The organism is Grimontia hollisae CIP 101886, assembly GCF_000176515.1.
Taxonomy (GTDB): Bacteria; Pseudomonadota; Gammaproteobacteria; order Enterobacterales; family Vibrionaceae; genus Enterovibrio; species Enterovibrio hollisae.
In genome coordinates this window covers 424,140-441,092 of the sequence record NZ_ADAQ01000013.1, presented here as the reverse complement: position 1 = coordinate 441,092, position 16,953 = coordinate 424,140, and the positions used below count along the sequence as shown (strand labels likewise).

Sequence of the window (16,953 nt, the reverse complement as noted above, 5' to 3'; positions counted from 1 at the left end):
GAAACACGTATTACGTTAATTATTGACCATAACGCTTAAGCCACGCCTGTTCGAGCGCCACCTGCCAGCTTGGGTGCGGTTCAGGCATAGATTTAAACAGGGGTTTGTTGTTTTGCAGCCTCACGACAGCTGGGTCTCCCCAAATGTCGCTGTTGGCCTTGCGTGCCTGAGCCTCTTCGCTCACCAGGAAGTTGATGGCAACCAGTGCCCCTTCTTTTGCGTTCGCATTCCATGGAATACCCATAAAGTGGATATTGGAAAGTGCGCCTTTGTCAAAAGCAAAGGCTTTTGCAGAAGGTGCCAGTGTGCCATTTTTAACGGCAGTCTCCGCGGCATTTGGGTTGAATGTAATAGCGAGCAGTAATTCACCATCATCCAGCAATTGGAAAGTTTCTGCGCTGGTCGCCGGGAACTGGTTGCCATTTCGCCAGGCAACAGTATGGAGTTCATCGAGATACTTCCAAAGCGGTGATGACACGGCGTTAAAGTCGGCATCATCAACCGGTTTGTAAAGTGGGGCGGTGTCCATAGCGAGTTCAAGCAGCGCTGCTTTCAGAAAGCTCGAACCGTGAAAATCAGGGGGCTTGGGATAAGAAATGCTGCCCGGATAGGCTTTCGCCAAACTCAGCATTTCAGTAAAAGAAGCCGGTGGATTAGCCAACGACTTTCCGTCATGGATAAAGACCAGCTGACCCACTCCCCAAGGAGCCTCCAGACCATCAGTAGGCTCGGTGAAGTCTTCACTGACAGGAAGGGATTTATCAACAATTGACCAGTTTGGCAAACTTTCTACAAAGGGGCCAAACAGAAGGTTATTGGATTTCATAGACTTGAAATTTTCGCCGTTAATCCAAACCATATCTACGCTGCCACCTTCGTTTTTACCTGCGGCTTTTTCTGCCACCAGACGGTTAACTGTTTCAGCAATATCTGAGACTTTTACGTGCTGAAGGGTGACACCGTAACGGTCTTGGATTTCGCCACCTGCCCAGCGAAGATACGCATTGATTTCCTGGCTCCCGCCCCATGCGTTGAAGTAGACGGTTTGTCCTTGTGCGTTTTCTTCTATCTGTTCCCAGTTTGATACATCAACCGCCGAAACGGCTGATGTGAACGCAAGGGCGCAGGCGGTGACAAGCGATTTCAAGTTCATTGTTATCTGTCTTCCTTGATCTGTTGTTGATAAGGTGTACTGCTTGATTCGTTGCGCATCCAGGTATGGAACTTCTCAACCCAAACCAGCAATCCCTGAGGCGCATTATTTTGTTTCCACACACCAGCAGTGTACTTGGTGGCTTCACTCATGGTTGGGTAAGGGTGCACTGTACCGAGAATTTTATTTAATCCAAGGCCATGGCGCATCGCGAGGGTGAATTCTGCGAGCAGGTCACCAGCATGTGAACCCACAATGGTTGCCCCGAGGATTTTGTCTTTCCCTTTCGGTGTGATGACTTTGATAAAGCCGTGATCTTCACCGTCAGCAATCGCGCGGTCCAAATCATCAATGCCGTAATGTGCGACTTCGTAGTCGATGCCCAGTGCAATGGCTTCTTTCTCGTTGATGCCAACTCGTGCCACTTCTGGCGCAGTATAGGTGGCTGCAGGCATAACGGAGTAATCTGCCTTGAACTTCTTGAAATCGCCAAACAGGGCGTTCACTGCGGCATACCACGCCTGATGGCCTGCTGCATGCGTCAGCTGGAATGGGCCAGCAACATCACCCACGGCAAAAATATTCGGGTAGTTGGTTTGCAGGTATTCGTTCACTTTCACTGTGCCACGCTCTGTCAGCTCGACACCGATATCTTCAAGACCGAAACCTTTGGTGTTGGCTACACGGCCCAGAGCGAGCATGACATGATCAAACTCTACCACGACTTCTTCACCGTTGTGCTCAAGGTAAGCACGCTGTACATCGCCTTCTTTTTCAAAACGTGTCGCTTTATGGCCAAGCAGAATATTGACGCCATCTTCCTTCAGGCCTTTCACAACCAGTTCTGCTGCATCGGCATCTTCACGGATAAGAAGTTGGTCTGCCATTTCTACCAGGGTGACATCTGTCCCTAAGCGGGAGAAGCTTTGTGCCAGCTCACTGCCAATAGGACCACCGCCCAACACCAGAAGTTTCTTCGGTTGTTCCTGAAGCGCCCAGACATTGTCTGACGTGAGGTAGCTGACATCTTGCAAACCTGGAATACCCGGAACTAAAGGACGCGCACCAGTTGCAATCACGATGTTACGTGTGGTCAGGCGCTGGCCGTTCACTTCTACTTCCCACGGGGAGAGAATTTTCGCTTCACCTTCGATACATTCCACACCCAGTTTGGTGTAACGCTCGACAGAGTCATGAGGTTCAATACCGGCAATGACGTTATGAACCCGTCCCATTACCTGTTGGAAATCGACACTGGGTTCACCGGCACTGATGCCAAATTCCTGTGAACGTTTGATTTCGTGTACCGCATGTCCGGCGCGGATCAGTGCTTTGGAAGGGACACAACCAGTGTTAAGGCAATCACCTCCCATCTTGTGTTTTTCAATCAGGGTTACTTTGGCTTTTACTGTCGCACCAATATAGGTTGTTACCAGACCACCAGCCCCGGCGCCAATGGCGATAAGGTTGCGGTCAAAAGTGGCTGGTTTCTGCCATTTGGCATAAACGCGGCGTTTTTGAATCACATTCATCACCATTTTGGCGATGATGGGGAAGACACCCAGCAATACCAGTGACAGCAATACACCCGGAGAGACAATGCCGCCAAGGGAATCAATCTGTGCCAGTTGAGTACCGGCATTGATGTACACAGCAGTACCCGGCAACATACCAATCTGGCTGACGATATAAAAGGTTGCTGTGCGGATTGGGGTTAAGCCCATCAGCAGGTTGATCAGAAAAAAAGGAAATACCGGGATCAAACGTAAGGTCAGAAGATAGAAAGGACCGTCTTTTTCTACACCCTGGTTGATGGTTGCCAGTCGATCACCAAATTTGCTCTGCACTGAGTCTTTTAACAGGAAACGGCTGACGAGAAACGCCAGTGTTGCGCCGATAGAGCTGGCAAAAGAGACCAGAAGCAACGCCCACCAAAACCCAAACAGTGCCGCACCCAGCAAGGTCGCAATCGCGGCACCTGGCAGTGAAAGGGCGGACATAGCAACGTATACGACAAAATAAATAACACTTGCGGTAATGAAGTTACTCGCAATGGTGTCCTTCAGTGCTTCGTGTTGTGCTTTGGCATTCTCGAGTGTAAACAGGGCGCCGAGGTCAAGTGCAAACCAAGCAATAAAGATGGCTGCGATAACGGCCAAAACCGCTAACTTCTTTGTGTTCATTTCTGATCCTTTTGTAATGACATAACTCCACGTATCTGCTTAACCGGTAAAACAGTAGTGGCAATGGATTTGGCCCACAATTAACTATGGCAAAAGTTTCCTTTTGTCTGGGCGAAATACACTGATTTACCAATGAGTTAAACAGAACTATTGCCAAAACTGTGATCAAAGATTAGTTCTCGACAGAATTTGGCAAAAGCTATTGGTGGAATGCGCGTGTTTCCGTTTTTTACCTGCTCGATATGACCGGGGTGTTTTCCATTTTATTGCACACTACTTCGGTTATTCGATGTTCTGCCCAACCTGCTTGCTGATAGATCGGGCACTTTGGGGAAGTCGTTTTACAGTTTGTGTCTCTGCTTATGTTGAATCATAGGCAGTAAGTGGAATATTGAAGGATTAGCACTATGAGTGGGACGAGCGCCAGTGTGGTTGCCCCACCAAGATGGTAGTTTCTGTACCAATAGGAGCGCTGGGCAAACGTGTTGAGTCTTACGCCCCAGATAACAACAAGCACGTTGATCGCAAAAAACAGGATCACAATAATGGTCAGGAAAGAGGGGGCAACGCTTCCATGGGTGTTTGCTGCATAAGAAAGCATGGGCATAAAGAAGCAACAGAATACCGTCCACTTAAATCGGCGTGGCCACTTGCGGAATCGATCGCGGAACATACAATCATCTTGATCTGGAAACGGCTTTGAATAATGCATCTCTTTATTGCCATTTAGCTATCTATTCTTTTGGCATAGTTCAAATTTGCGTGCACTGATAATCATCGACATTGAATAAATCTTATAAATGTTACCATTGTCACAAAATGAACGAGAGTGAGCTTTTAAGGCCGTTCGTGGGCCGGAGTAAATCTGTTGGGTATTTTTGTGTTATTTCTCTATGCATCCGCTGACATAAAAGCAATGGAACATGATGCTCTTTTCCATTTACCTCTTTAAAAAAGGGTATAAACCAGTGAGAAAATTTTTTGCAGTACAAGAGTCGGTAAATGAGGATAGGGCAATAATGGATGAAGAAATGAAAACAGCCAACGGCAGGAAGACACGTTAGCTGTTTGGAGTAGGAGAGATGCTTATTTTGTTACTGGTGTAACGTTTGCAGCAATTCGTTCCGGCGCTGCGGCGTTATCACAGACCAATGTTTTCCTTCGATCGCACCTTCAAGCGCCCACAAAAGTTCCAGACTTAGTGTATCGTTGTGTGATTCCTGAAGGGCTTGATAAGCGCGAACCGCGCCAGCACGTTGCAACGCTTCGACAGATTCGATGCCAGCTTTTTTCAGCATGCGCTCTGTTGCAAGGCGAAGGTTTGGAAGATCTTTAATACGTGAAGGTGCCGCAGTCTTCTTTTCCTGCTGATCTTCTTGGGCAATAGAGAGTGCTTTTACTGCATGTTTCATCAACTGTTCGGATTGTTCCCACCATGTATATGGCGTCGCATAATACTTGGTTACAACAGGGAAACCACGTTTCTTATAAACGTATGGTTGCATTTTTAGTGTTTTAAACTCTTCTTCATTTGCCGCACCAGCTCGAAGATGAAGTTTGTCGTTGACGACGAGCGCGAACATTGTTTCATCGCAAAAGATACCAAAACCGCCAAACATTGAGCGCGATTTCATTTTGCCCAGACATTCGAAAAACTTCAGCGTGTTTTTTAGAGTAGGTTTATCCATGTGACTTATTCTCAATCAATACGTTCCTAGATGAATGGTCAAGGAGTAACGTAGCAATGCTAATTCAGAGAATTGTCAACGTATCGGTCTAACCGATTGTGAAATGCTAACGTCTTCGGTAACTCCGCTACCAACACGTAAAATATATACCGTGTGAGGCCGGAAGCTTTGCGTCCCAGGCTTTCGCCATGGTTTGCCTTTTTCTTGACGGATTTAGCTTAACCGAATCGCATCACTTTGTCGTTATTGCTGGTCTGGCAAAGTGTGATATTGGTCCAAAACAAAGGTTATTGATATCCTTAATATTATACCGTTCCCTTTGTTATAGAAGAAAAACTGACCACCGCATCTCATGCTAAGTTTGGGTTAAGCGTAGCACTAGAAATCTAGGCACTTTATTGTTTTTGAGGTTTGTCTCAATATTTATACCTCTACCCAAGCATCCTGAATCATGCATTTTTAGGTTGTGTGGGTATTCCTGCCTGTAAAAAATATCATCATAAAAAAGTCCGGGTAAGGCCCCCGGACTTATTGGCAGAAAGAGAGATACTTATGGTGTATTATGCGTTTAGGTTTCTTACTGAACAGCGAATCACCAATTCTGGTTGCACTTCAAAAACTTGCTGTTGGCTTTCTTTGTTTGCCAATCTTTCCATTAAGAGTTTGATAGCCGTTTTACCCAAGCGGTTTTTGGGTTGGTGGATAGTGGTCAGTGGCGGCGAGAAGAAACCGGCCAGATCAATGTTATCGTATCCGATGACTGAAATATCATGGGGAACATCCAGTCCCGCTTGACGGAATGTACTGATTGCCGCCAGTGCCATAATATCGTTAAAGCAAAATACCGCAGTAGGGCGATCTTCCTGAGCAACCAGTTTATTAGCTGCCTCTACCGTGGAGTCACATTCGAAATCCGCTTCAACCACCCAATCCGGATTGTAACGCAACCCCGCTTCTTCCAGCGCCTTGCGAAAGCCCTGAAGGCGTTCATGGCAAGTCAGCCTGTCCATTTGGCCTGAGATACAGCCAATTTTGGTATGGCCGTTGTCAATGAAGTGTTTGGTAGCAATGTAACCGCCAAGTTCTGCATTATCCTGGATGCGATCTGTGTTTACGTGCCGGGTTCCCCAATCCATGACGACCATAGGTAAATCTTCCTTTTTTTCCAGCAGCGTCAGCAGTTCTTCATTCAGGTCGGTACACATGACCAAAAGACCATCAACACGTTTTTCTGCCAGCATGCGCAGGTAATCACGTTGTTTGGAAAGGTTACCTTCAGTGTTACATAAGATCAGGGTGTAACCTTCGTTGTAGCAATACTCCTCAACACCATGCACGACCTCCGCAAAGAAAGGGTTAGTCGATTTGGTGACCAGCATACCAATAGTACGGGTAGTGTTACACTTCAAACTCCGGGCCACGGCGCTTGGTGCATAATTCAGTTCGTCAACTGCCGCCCATACTTTCTTGGTGGTATTCTCTGCAACAAAACGTGTCTTGTTGATCACGTGCGAAACAGTTGTTGTAGAGACACCAGCAAGTCGTGCGACATCTTTAATTGTTGCCATTCGGTAATCTTCTTATTGTTTTCTTTCTGCAGCCACCTTGAGTAAGCGCTGCATATGTTTACGCCGCTTAACCGAACAGATGTGGATTGATGCAATCCGACGGTAAGTAAGCGGCGTATCAGGTCCGTTTTCTCATGTCATTTTCTTCCCGCCAACGTGCACTGTTAGCACTTCAGTAATTTACCGGTTGGTGGACGGGTAGAAGAATTTGCGAAGCATTTGGTTGAATTCCGCATAAAAAATTCAAGAGGTTATTAATGCCAATCGCTTGCGTTCACAGTTTAATGGCTATGCCAATGCGCCGCAATTATAGAATGAACGCAACGTCTATAAGGTTGATGCGCATCATGCTTACTACATACCTTGGCTACTTGATGGCCTGCCAGAAAGCAAAAAGCCGGAACGAGTCCGGCTTGGGGAAGGTGATGTTTGTTGTTATTCGCCTTTCAGGAAGGCAAGGTCCAGTTTGATAAATGCAACCAAAAGGTTCGCGGCTGCCTGGTAGAAACCGAACGGGTCGAATTGCTGAACGGTTTGTTGGAACTGCTCAATCCACGGCATGATCATGGTTTCCAGAAAACGCAGTTGCTCTTGCATCATCGCTTCTTGTTGCTCTTCGTCAGCTTCTTTGTTAGCAAGAATGACAAGGTTGCCCATGAAGTCCAATTCTATCGCCAAGTGGTCAAAAGGCTCGTTAAAGTCTTTACGCTGCGCGATACCGTACTTATCCATCCATTGGCCCATTTCCTCCGCGGGCTTGTCATTCAGTAAACCGGTTTTGCCAATATACATGGAAGCATAGGGTAGGGCGCCTGACTTTGGTGTGCTCAGGAAAAGCCCGCAAAAATCTGCGGCTAATTCCAGTTGAGCATCCTCACGGACTTTCAGTTTCGCCAATACGTGGCGAAATTCATCGACAGGGGCTTTCAGTTCTTCTGTCATCGCTAACACGGAATAGTAGTTGTCCATGTCGGCGCCATGGTAGTTGTCGAGGTCTTTTTGTGTCAGCTCAGTGGCAAACAGTGAAGACATCCACCAGTAAAACTCGGCGCGTTGCTCGTTAATGGCAATAAATTCTTGCATTGTCATTCTGGCCTTTGGTTTGCGTTTGGACTGAACACAGAAGGTATCAGTCTATACAAGTCGGAGTAAAAAAGGGCAGCCAAGCTGCCCTTTTTCTTCATACTGTCTCTTACGCGATATTCATCGCTGGGAACAGTGGGTTTACATCATCGATAGAGATAGGACCACTGAAGCCAGTCACAGCAGGCACTTTGCCCGTGTATTTCTCAATTTCAACCAACGCAGTGTGTGCAGAGGTTGCCTGGGCCAGCTTCGAGGTACCGATATCAACGGTCAGTACGTTTGGATCGCCGTAAGTACACAGGGTACCTGGTTTGCCACCTTCCAGTGGTGCATACCACGCACCTTCGTGGATACGGCAAACGCCTGGCATGTAATCGTCAGTCACAACGGCACCTGCCAGTACCTGGCCGCGATCGTTGAACACGCGAACGATGTCACCGGTCTTGATACCACGTGCTTTGGCGTCTGCTGTGCTGATGTAGCAAGGCTCACGGCCAGCGACTGCATAGGTGCTGCGGTGCTCGTCAGAAGAACACAGCTGCGAGTGCAGACGGTGGTTCGGGTGGCAGCTTTGCAGGTGGATTGGGAACTTGTTCGACTTTGGACCACCGTGGCTACGCTCAACTTTCTCAAACCACATTGGGTGACCCTGACAGTCGTCATAACCCATGTCTGCGATAGTCTTACAGTAGATTTCGATCAGGCCGGATGCAGTACCCAGTGGCTCAAGATCCGGTTCTTTGCGGAATGCCGCGTGACGAACCCACTCAGTGCCATCTGGGAATGCAATGAACTGCTCTTTTTCCCAGAATTTAACGAAGTTAGGCATACGTACACCGATACCACGTCCTTGCAGGCGCGCCCCATTGTAGATTTCTTCGATCCACTCCATCTTTGTCTTGCCGCCGGTGAAGGCTTCTTCACGACCAAAGCGACTGCACAGCTCACGGAAGATATCGAAATCGTCTTTCGATTCAAACATTGGCTCAACGATTTGTTTCATCGCGATGATGCCTTTGTTTGAATGGTTACCGAACTGCTCGATATCATTACGCTCGTAGGTGGTTGTTGCCGGCAGAACGATGTCAGCAAAGCGGCAGGTTGCTGTCCACTGGTGTTCAACACTCACTACCGTTTCCAGGTTGCGCCACGCCTTGATCATGCGGTTGCGATCCTGATGGTGATGGAACGGGTTGTTACCGCAGAAGATAGCCATCTTCATGTGCGGGAACTTCACTTTGTGGCCGTTGAACTCGATGGTGCTGCCTGGGTTTTCGATACAGTCAACAAAACGTGCAACTGGGATGTAGCTTGAGTAGCCTTTGTAGCTGCCGTTGTAGATTGGATCAACGCCAGTCACTGAGTTGAAACCAGACATCAGCGGACCCGCAGAGGTGACAGTACCTGCATCGTTGTAGTGCCAGCCGAAGCCGAAGCCGCCACCTGGCAGACCGATTTGCCCCAGCATTGCTGCCAGAACAACGATCATCCACGCGTATTGTTCGCCGTGCTGCATACGTTGCAGACACCAGCCCGCGATGATCTGGGTGCGGCCACTTGCCATGGTGCGCGCCAGTTCGCGGATCTCGTCAGCAGGGATACCACAGATCTTCTCTGCCCACTCAGGGGTTTTGGCAACACCGTCTTTTTCACCCAGCAGGTAAGGCAGGAACTGCTCAAAGCCGGTGGTGTAGTCTGCCAGGAACTGCTCGTCGTGCAGCTTCTCCGTGTAGAGCGTGTGTGCAATGGCCAGCATCAGTGGAACGTCAGTTTGTGGGTTAACCGGCACCTGCTTACCACCAAAGAACTTGTATGATTCGTTCTTCACAGGGTCAACGTGGATCACGTTGATTTCGCCTGCTTTTACTTTCTCAGCCAGTTGTTGGTAATAACCGTATACGCTGTGGTCGGGGATCAGCCAGCCAACTTGCAGGTTCTTGATTGGGTCAGAACCCCAGATGACGATGTTTTTCGCGTGTTTCAGAACCAGCGGCCATGAGGTTTGCTGTTCGTAAACTTCCATCGCGCCTGCGACATAAGGCAGAACGACCTGTGCAGAGCCGGTTGAGTAGTCACCGACTTTTGCCAGGTAAGTACCGTGCAGGCCGATTGCTCGCTGCATCATGGTGCCTGCAGTGTTGAATTTACCGCATGACTGCCAGCCGGAATGACCCGCATACAGGGCGCTTGGACCGTAAGTGGTTTGAATACGCTCCAGCTCGTGATGGAAGAAGTCCAGCGCCTGAGACCATGGCACACGCACAAAACGGTTATCACCGCGTTGGCTGGTGTCTGATTTCCAACCGTGCTTCAGCCAGTCGATGCGCACCATTGGGTACTTAACGCGGGATGGGTTGTAAACCACTTCGCGAACACCGTTCAACATAGATGTTGGGTGTGGGTCATTTTCGAAGGGGACAGTATCTACCCAAATGCCATTTTCAACTTTGGCGCGGAAAGCACCCCAGTGAGAACCGTGAATCACTTCACCGGAAAACGTATTTTTCACCTCTGTTGCAGCGAGTGCTTTGCGAGGTGCCAACAGGCTAGTGCCGATTACAACACCGGCACTGGCGGTTAACATGCCAGAGAGAAAACGACGGCGGGAAATGCCTTGCTGTTTTTCAGTCGCCATGTAGAAATCCTTATAGTTTTTAAGTCGTCAGGGCAGGCACACTCGGGTGTACCTGCCGCTTATTGTTCTATTTGCCGATTAATGCGCGCCAGCACCGCCGGTATCTCTACCGTGGTTCTGCAGATATTTCAGCAGGGTACGTTCTTCCGTCTTGCTCAGACGGTAGTACGCGCTCATTGCCTTCAGGTTTGAGATCCAGCCGTTGGCTGTGAAGTGACCTGGATCTGGTGCAGCGTGGCAAGAGTTACACGTAGAGGCATACATCTCTGATGCGTAATCCCACACAGGCTGAATGCTTTCCAGCATACCGTCTTTGGTGATGTAGGCTTCAACCGCAACCTGTTTCCATGCAATGTTGGTTGCAGGGTCTACTTCCTCAGAAATAATGGTTTCGGTCGCTTTCACGGCACCACGGACGGTCGCTTTGAAGACACGTTTACCCATGTATTCGGTCATGACACGGCCTTTACCATTGGTCTCAATCCAGCCTTGAACACGCACTTTCAACATGTCGCCTTCTTCGCCGATAACGTCAACTTCAGAAGCTGGCAGAAGTTGGCCTTCCACTTTGCCGTTAGCATCTGCCGTGGCGAACAGGCTCTTCTCTTCCAGCGAGTAAAGTTTTTTCGCGCCAGCCGGTGCAATTGCAGATGCAGACAGGGTTTCAAAGGTCTTACGGAAACCACCCGCCATGTTAGGCAGTTCGTGAGCGATACCTTTGTGGCATTCGATACACGCCATATTTTCTTTTGCTGCCGGGATCATTTCTTTCATTGCCTGAACGGATTGTTTTTCATGATCCATGGCTTCGTAGGAGTGACATGTCGTACAGGTCTTGTAGTTTTCGTCAGACATGCGTTCCCACACTTTCTGGGCGAGCTCTAACCTGTGCTCCTCAAACTTCTCAGGCGTATCGATCTTGCCTGTGATGAAGTGGTGGTAAACATCTTTATACGCGCCCAATTTGCGCAGGATTTTACCAGTGAAATCTTTCGGTTGGTGACAGTCCACACACTCAGCACGGATACCTTTCGCGTTGCTGTAGTGAATAGATTGCTTATATTCCTCGTAGTTTTGCTGCATCGTGTGGCACGAGATACAGAACTCCGTTTTAGAGAAATAATCAAGAGACTTGTTCATCACGACGATACCAGTGACTGTAATAACAGCACCGATCAGCACCAAGGCGAGGATGGAATATTTCGCGCTTGGTTTCGTCAGCTTCTGCAATAGCTTTTTCATAAAAATGGATACACCCATAAAGTTCTTGTAGTTAGTGTTTGGACCCATTCCAGACGCGGGTTTGGAAGCAAGCCTGCGCACCATAGCTACATGTTTTTGATGCGTAATTTCGGTTAGGCATGGTAGCGATTGGATATGAACAGAGCTATGTGCAGATATGAACAGCAGCGAAGATGTATATGAAAAAATATGAACAGATTATGGGTGTGATAGGGCGAATGGTGTGTAATTGTTGAAAATTGTAATGAATGCCCAATATTTAGTGGCTAAAAAGCATAAACGTGTATACAGATGTTTAATTTAATGGGTGATATGCAATTCAAAAAAATGCAATAACCATGAGATAAGTCAAAAATGTTACGATTTTTGCTGCTAGAGTGCGCACCGTTATGATGAGTTGTGAACAGGCATGTAGTGAGTTATCACATTCTGGTCGTAGATGATGAAGTAGTGACCCGAACCATGGTTTCCAGTTACTTCGAAAAACAGGGATATCACGTCAGCCAGGCCTCTGACGGCAAGGAAATGCACAAAATTATGAATGAACATCGGGTTGATCTTATTATGTTGGATATCAACCTGCCGGGAGAGGATGGATTGATGCTGACCCGTCAGCTGCGCAGCACGTCGGATGTCGGGATCATTCTTATTACTGCAAGAGACGACAGCATTGATCGTATTGTGGGTCTTGAAATGGGGGCAGACGATTATTGTACCAAGCCACTGGAATTGCGTGAGCTTCTGGTTAGAGTACGCAACCTGATGTGGCGGATTTCAAAGGCCAATAGCCAACCAGAACTCGAGAGTTCAGCGAAAGATAGTGGTAATGTAGTGAGCTTCAATGGATGGACATTTAATATTGAACGTCGCGCATTAAATAAAGGTGACACCGCGGTGAAGCTGACCAAAGCAGAATATGAAATGCTGGTGGCCTTTACGGCGAACCGTAACAGGGTGATGAGCCGTGAGCGTATCCTGAATTTGATCAGCCACCGTGTCGATGCACCAAACGACAGAACCATTGATGTCTTGGTTCGTCGTCTTCGCAACAAAATCGAAGTTGACCCGAAAAAACCGCAGTTGTTTATCACTGTTCACGGTGAGGGTTACATGTTTGCGGGCAAATAGCGTTCACCCGTGAATATTGAGAGAGTTATGAATTACATTCCCTTTGAAGAATATAAACGTAAGTGGATTTTCACGCATCAGTCGATGCCTGTGGCAGAAGAAGATCGTGAGCACATAAAACCGATGACAGAATCGCGCGGAGCCCAGTTATGGCGTGATTTTATCAGCCAGCAAAGCCCGACCCCTGATCACTTCGGCAAAGGAGACTGGGCGAGCATGCGCAGTGTGTGGGAACAAGAGTCTGACTGGCAACACCCTTGGGATGAAGAAGGGGAGTTGCCGGAAGAGGTCATTGCGTTTTTTCCTTGGGAGGATAATGCCGTTGTCTATTTTTGTTACGATAAAAGCAACATTGTGGAAACCCGCTGGGGAATGTTTAAGAAATACTGGAAAAACTTCCTGTTCTATGGCGACAAGCCGTTGTTAGTGGCGAGAAAACGCAAAGAAGTGGCGATGTTTGAGCAAGATGGCACGGTAAAACTGGGCAAGCGCCCATAGCGTTGTTCAACAGGAGCTAAGCAGGACAGGAGCTAAGCAGGAATAGACAAGCCGGGACACGCTCCCGGTTTTTTTCGGTCTGATTTTTGCAATAACTTTATTTCGGGGAAAATGTTTGCCGCTTACAGGAAGGGAGGGTTGATGAAAAGGTTACTGCTGGGGGTGATGGTTTCAGGTTTGATGACCGGATGCAGCTATGTGTCGACTTACGGCGTGCATGGAAAGCTGTTAGCAACAGAACAGCAACTCATTGAATGTGAATATGAAATGGCATTAGATATGCTTCAACGGTTTACCGTTATTGGCAGCAACAAAGAAAAATCGCTGGCTTTCGAATTGATGGGTGTGGTTTATCAGGAAAAGATGGATCTTGAAGCGTTTAATCACACCGTGGATCGCTTTCTTTTCAGTGAGATGGGCAGGGCAGCAAACCGCGCTGATGTCATTTATAAATGGAATGATTCGCGCAGGACTATCCGCGAAAAACGGGTTTATGAATTGGGTCGTGCAGAATGCGTTACAGATTTTTCTATGTAATGAACGCCTTGTAATAATGTAAACTGACTCATATTTACGGCGTAAGTGTGATCTTATTTCCACAGTATTATCTGACTCGCAAAAATACTGCATCCCCATAAAATATAAGGAAACTTTCCTGTTTACCTCACAGTTTTCTTATTCATCAGGTACTAAATTACCCCTGTGTTCAAAATCAGCCAGTAATGCATGGCCGCCACTTACAGACTGATTCTGAACCAAAGACTTTCATTTCTTTCATTTGGTTTTATCAGCTGAAGGAAATTAATGAGAGGGCAGAACTCTAAATCTGCCAACGCAAAAACTCGAGGAAAACCAGCGTCGGTATTGGCCTATCGATGCTGGTTTTTTTTCATTTTCAGGTCAGTAAAACCTGTGCTATCAACGCAGAGCAACTACCTCTTCAGGCTTTAATGCCAGGCGAATGGGCGCACCATTAACGAAATGTTCAGTTCCCCGCCGGTGAGGATCATCGACCATCAGGATTTGTCCATCCACATCGATGCTATATCGCACCAAATGCCCAAGAAACTCCCTGTGTTTTACGTACCCATTTAGCTCAATGGTGTTGGGCGGCAGTTCAGGACCGCATATTTCAAGACTCTGGGGTCGGAACACCAGGGAAGTTGTTCCGTTTGGGGCATGCTCAAACGGAAAACAAATACCAGAGTTTGTTGTAAAGGTTTTTCCGCTGTTGTCACCACGTATCTCGCCGTCCAGCACATTGGCGGTACCGAGAAAATCTGCGACAAACTTGTTCGCAGGATTGTCATAAAGTTCAATAGGTTCGCCGACTTGCTGGATCACCCCTTGGTCCAATACGGCAATTCGATCAGAAATCGTGTTAGCTTCTTCCTGATCGTGGGTAACAAATATGGTGGTTAAACCCAACTGGCGCTGAAGCTCTAAGAGATCGCGGCGCATCTGTTCCCTGAGATTGGCATCCAGATTCGATAATGGTTCGTCCAGTAAAAGGACTCGTGGTTCAACAACAACTGTACGGGCAATAGCTACCCGCTGCTGTTGTCCGCCAGACAATTGCGAGGGGCGTCTTTCCGCCAGATGATGGAGACCGACAAGGTTGAGGGCATTGTCGACCCGTTCTCTGATTTCTTTTGCTGGAACTTTTCGTTCTTCAAGTCCATAGGCAACGTTCTGCCTTACCGTCATGTGTGGCCACAATGCATAGCTTTGAAAGACCATGCCGACATTGCGTCGCCAGGGAGGAAGCGTTTTGATATCTTCATCGCCCAGCAAGATGTGGCCTTTAGGCTCTGGCCCAAAACCCGCGATAGCACGCAATAATGTTGATTTCCCTGAGCCTGAAGGGCCAAGGAACGCAAAAAACTCACCGGGCTTTATCTCCAGGTTCACGCCTTTTAATACGTCAGTTTCTCCAAACGCCAGAGTGAGATCCTTAATCGTAATGCCAACTTGCTGGCTGGTATTTGATTGCATAGTCATTCCTTAACTTAATGTTGTTTTTCGCCGTGTGCCTGGCGTGTACGTTCAACAATGGTGTGCGAGAGATACGTCGCCAGACCGACAATAACGACTGCGATGACGCCCAAAGCCGCTCCCGGTCCCCGGCCTGCCGCACTTTGCATGAAAAGGTAAAGGCCGTAGGCGAGGGGAGCGTCAGATTCCTGGGATACCAGCATGATGGTCGCAGAGAGTTCTACTGCGGCAGTGGCAAATGCTGTGACAAATCCAGCCAGAATACCGGCCGCCATTAACGGAACAACAATGCGGCGTATCGTGGTTGCCCTTGTCGCCCCAAGGTTTTCAGACGCTTCTTCAAAAGAAGGGCTTACTTGCTGGAGTGCCGCGACGCAAGAACGTAACGCGTAAGGCAGGCGACGGACAGAAAGCGCGATAACAATGATTCCCCACCACGTCGCCATAGACGTGCCAATAACCGGTAACTCAACATCATAAAATGTACGCAAATAGCCGATGCCAAGAACTACGCCGGGTACGGCTAATGCAGCCATGGCACCGAAGTCCAGCCACTTCCTTCCTGCGATATTCGTACGCCAGACAAGGTAAGCGATAGCAGTGCCAAGGATGACGTCAATGATGCCTGCCAGACCGGCATAAAGCAGGGTATTGGTGATAAATTCAGAAGCTTGGGTAATGGCAGTTGTGTAGTGATCGAGCGTGAAACCATCTGGCAGGGGGCTGAAACTCCAAATCGTGCCAAAAGAAAGCAGCAGCAATGCAAAGTGCGGTGCCAGAACCAGAGCAAGGATGAGACCGATAACTGCGTAGCAGCCAACCTTTTCTAAAGGACGAAGCTCGCGCTTAGAAAGTCCGCCACCGCCTTTTTGACTGGTCGAATAATCTTTCCCTTTTAGCGCCTGAAACGAAACCCAAAGCGCAAATGCGGAGAAGGCGACCAGAATGACCGAGATGACATATCCCATGGGATCGGAGATCCCGACAGATGAAATGCGCAGGTAGGCCTGCGGTGCCAGCATATTATTTACATTCAAAAGCAGCGGCGTGCCGAGATCATCAAATACTTTGACAAACACCAGCGACGCGCCGGCAACATACCCGGGCATCGCTAACGGGAAGACAATACGCCTGAATAGCCGCAATCCGGACGAGCCCAACGATTGTGCGGACTCTTCCATTGAACGGTCAATGTTTTGCAGTGCGGCGGATAAGTTGATGAGGATAAAAGGAAAGTAGTGGACGCTTTGAACGAAAATGACGCCATTGAGTCCTTCCATCAAAGGAATGGTAAAGCCTAAATGCTCACTAAGCAGCAGGTTCATGCTCCCGTTTTCACCAAACAACAATTGCATGGCAATGGCGCCAATAAAAGGAGGCATGATGAGCGGAACAATTCCCAGTGTCTGGATCAGTACGGTGCCACGAAACTGGAAGCGACTGGTAAAATACGCGAGTGGCATGGCAATAATGGATGCCACGATCACAGACATAAACGCGACATAAAAAGAATTAAAGAAGGATTCCCGGAAAAGGCTCGAACCGAAAAAGTCTTTAAAGTTAACCAGTGTCAGGGCGCCATCCGGGTCTTGAAAGGCAACAAAAATTACCTTCAACACAGGCACAAACAAAAATATCACCACAAACAGCGCAATAAGAATGGCGCTCATATAAAGGGCCCAATCTTCACGGACTTTGTCCCAAATTCTTTTTGAATGGGTGCGCACCGGTTTATTGGGTTGAGTGAGAGAGACGTTGCTCATTAGATACTCCGTTA

At 48.1% G+C, this 16,953-nt stretch carries 13 protein-coding genes and 1 riboswitch; of the genes, 3 read left to right on the top strand and 10 right to left on the bottom strand.

The features are described from left to right. Nucleotides 1-19: 19 nt before the first annotated feature. The 8 genes from VHA_RS14905 to torC form a co-directional block, all read right to left on the bottom strand. Nucleotides 20-1,153, bottom strand: a complete 1,134-nt coding sequence (locus VHA_RS14905; protein ID WP_005505736.1) for an ABC transporter substrate-binding protein — start codon at nucleotides 1,151-1,153, stop codon at nucleotides 20-22. Nucleotides 1,154-1,155: 2 nt separating this feature from the next. Beyond that, nucleotides 1,156-3,336, bottom strand: coding sequence for a dihydrolipoyl dehydrogenase family protein (locus VHA_RS14900; protein ID WP_005505734.1), 2,181 nt, complete (start codon nucleotides 3,334-3,336; stop codon nucleotides 1,156-1,158). Between the two features lie 370 nt (nucleotides 3,337-3,706). After that, nucleotides 3,707-4,009: a hypothetical protein gene (locus VHA_RS18740; RefSeq protein ID WP_226926526.1), complete on the bottom strand. Its 303-nt coding sequence runs from the start codon at nucleotides 4,007-4,009 to the stop codon at nucleotides 3,707-3,709. A gap of 421 nt (nucleotides 4,010-4,430) precedes the next feature. Next, nucleotides 4,431-5,024 carry a TfoX/Sxy family DNA transformation protein gene (locus VHA_RS14890; protein WP_005505733.1) on the bottom strand — a complete coding sequence of 198 codons (594 nt, stop codon included), beginning with the start codon at nucleotides 5,022-5,024 and terminating at the stop codon, nucleotides 4,431-4,433. Between the two features lie 114 nt (nucleotides 5,025-5,138). After that, nucleotides 5,139-5,232, bottom strand: a riboswitch (cyclic di-GMP riboswitch). Nucleotides 5,233-5,584: 352 nt separating this feature from the next. Next, a complete protein-coding gene (gene purR / locus VHA_RS14885; protein WP_005505732.1) occupies nucleotides 5,585-6,592 on the bottom strand; it encodes an HTH-type transcriptional repressor PurR in 1,008 nt (335 codons plus the stop codon). A gap of 435 nt (nucleotides 6,593-7,027) precedes the next feature. Then, nucleotides 7,028-7,675, bottom strand: coding sequence for a molecular chaperone TorD (torD, locus tag VHA_RS14880; RefSeq protein ID WP_005505731.1), 648 nt, complete (start codon nucleotides 7,673-7,675; stop codon nucleotides 7,028-7,030). Between the two features lie 109 nt (nucleotides 7,676-7,784). Next, nucleotides 7,785-10,313, bottom strand: a complete 2,529-nt coding sequence (gene torA / locus VHA_RS14875) for a trimethylamine-N-oxide reductase TorA (protein WP_005505730.1) — start codon at nucleotides 10,311-10,313, stop codon at nucleotides 7,785-7,787. 78 nt (nucleotides 10,314-10,391) lie between these two features. After that, complete coding sequence (gene torC, locus VHA_RS14870) at nucleotides 10,392-11,555, bottom strand: pentaheme c-type cytochrome TorC (RefSeq protein WP_411267845.1); 1,164 nt, start codon at nucleotides 11,553-11,555, stop codon at nucleotides 10,392-10,394. A 414-nt stretch (nucleotides 11,556-11,969) separates the two neighbouring features. Here torC and torR point away from each other — a divergent pair, with 414 nt between their 5' ends. The 3 genes from torR to VHA_RS14855 all read left to right on the top strand — a co-directional run bounded on the left by torR (nucleotide 11,970) and on the right by VHA_RS14855 (nucleotide 13,718). Further along, on the top strand, nucleotides 11,970-12,683 hold the full coding sequence (gene torR, locus VHA_RS14865) for a two-component system response regulator TorR (RefSeq protein ID WP_005505725.1): 714 nt from the start codon (nucleotides 11,970-11,972) through the stop codon (nucleotides 12,681-12,683). Nucleotides 12,684-12,710: 27 nt separating this feature from the next. Continuing rightward, complete coding sequence (locus VHA_RS14860; protein WP_005505723.1) at nucleotides 12,711-13,181, top strand: DUF2947 domain-containing protein; 471 nt, start codon at nucleotides 12,711-12,713, stop codon at nucleotides 13,179-13,181. Between the two features lie 141 nt (nucleotides 13,182-13,322). Further along, entirely contained in the window at nucleotides 13,323-13,718 is a 396-nt protein-coding gene (locus VHA_RS14855; RefSeq protein ID WP_005505721.1) for a hypothetical protein, read from the top strand. Between the two features lie 381 nt (nucleotides 13,719-14,099). Here VHA_RS14855 and VHA_RS14850 read toward each other — a convergent pair whose 3' ends face one another. Beyond that, nucleotides 14,100-15,176, bottom strand: coding sequence for an ABC transporter ATP-binding protein (locus VHA_RS14850; RefSeq protein WP_005505719.1), 1,077 nt, complete (start codon nucleotides 15,174-15,176; stop codon nucleotides 14,100-14,102). A gap of 14 nt (nucleotides 15,177-15,190) precedes the next feature. Next, nucleotides 15,191-16,939 carry an ABC transporter permease gene (locus VHA_RS14845; RefSeq protein WP_005505716.1) on the bottom strand — a complete coding sequence of 583 codons (1,749 nt, stop codon included), beginning with the start codon at nucleotides 16,937-16,939 and terminating at the stop codon, nucleotides 15,191-15,193. Nucleotides 16,940-16,953: the final 14 nt, after the last annotated feature.

Bases quoted from the DNA above. Each gene is read 5' to 3' on its own strand.
- VHA_RS14845 (WP_005505716.1), bottom strand. From the start codon at position 16,939: ATGAGCAACGTCTCTCTCACTCAACCCAATAAACCGGTGCGCACCCAT.
- VHA_RS18740 (WP_226926526.1), bottom strand. From the start codon at position 4,009: ATGTTCCGCGATCGATTCCGCAAGTGGCCACGCCGATTTAAGTGGACG.
- VHA_RS14850 (WP_005505719.1), bottom strand. From the start codon at position 15,176: ATGCAATCAAATACCAGCCAGCAAGTTGGCATTACGATTAAGGATCTC.
- VHA_RS14860 (WP_005505723.1), top strand. From the start codon at position 12,711: ATGAATTACATTCCCTTTGAAGAATATAAACGTAAGTGGATTTTCACG.
- VHA_RS14905 (WP_005505736.1), bottom strand. From the start codon at position 1,153: ATGAACTTGAAATCGCTTGTCACCGCCTGCGCCCTTGCGTTCACATCA.
- VHA_RS14855 (WP_005505721.1), top strand. From the start codon at position 13,323: ATGAAAAGGTTACTGCTGGGGGTGATGGTTTCAGGTTTGATGACCGGA.
- torA (WP_005505730.1), bottom strand. From the start codon at position 10,313: ATGGCGACTGAAAAACAGCAAGGCATTTCCCGCCGTCGTTTTCTCTCT.
- purR (WP_005505732.1), bottom strand. From the start codon at position 6,592: ATGGCAACAATTAAAGATGTCGCACGACTTGCTGGTGTCTCTACAACA.
- VHA_RS14890 (WP_005505733.1), bottom strand. From the start codon at position 5,024: ATGGATAAACCTACTCTAAAAAACACGCTGAAGTTTTTCGAATGTCTG.
- torD (WP_005505731.1), bottom strand. From the start codon at position 7,675: ATGCAAGAATTTATTGCCATTAACGAGCAACGCGCCGAGTTTTACTGG.
- VHA_RS14900 (WP_005505734.1), bottom strand. From the start codon at position 3,336: ATGAACACAAAGAAGTTAGCGGTTTTGGCCGTTATCGCAGCCATCTTT.
- torC (WP_411267845.1), bottom strand. From the start codon at position 11,555: ATGAAAAAGCTATTGCAGAAGCTGACGAAACCAAGCGCGAAATATTCC.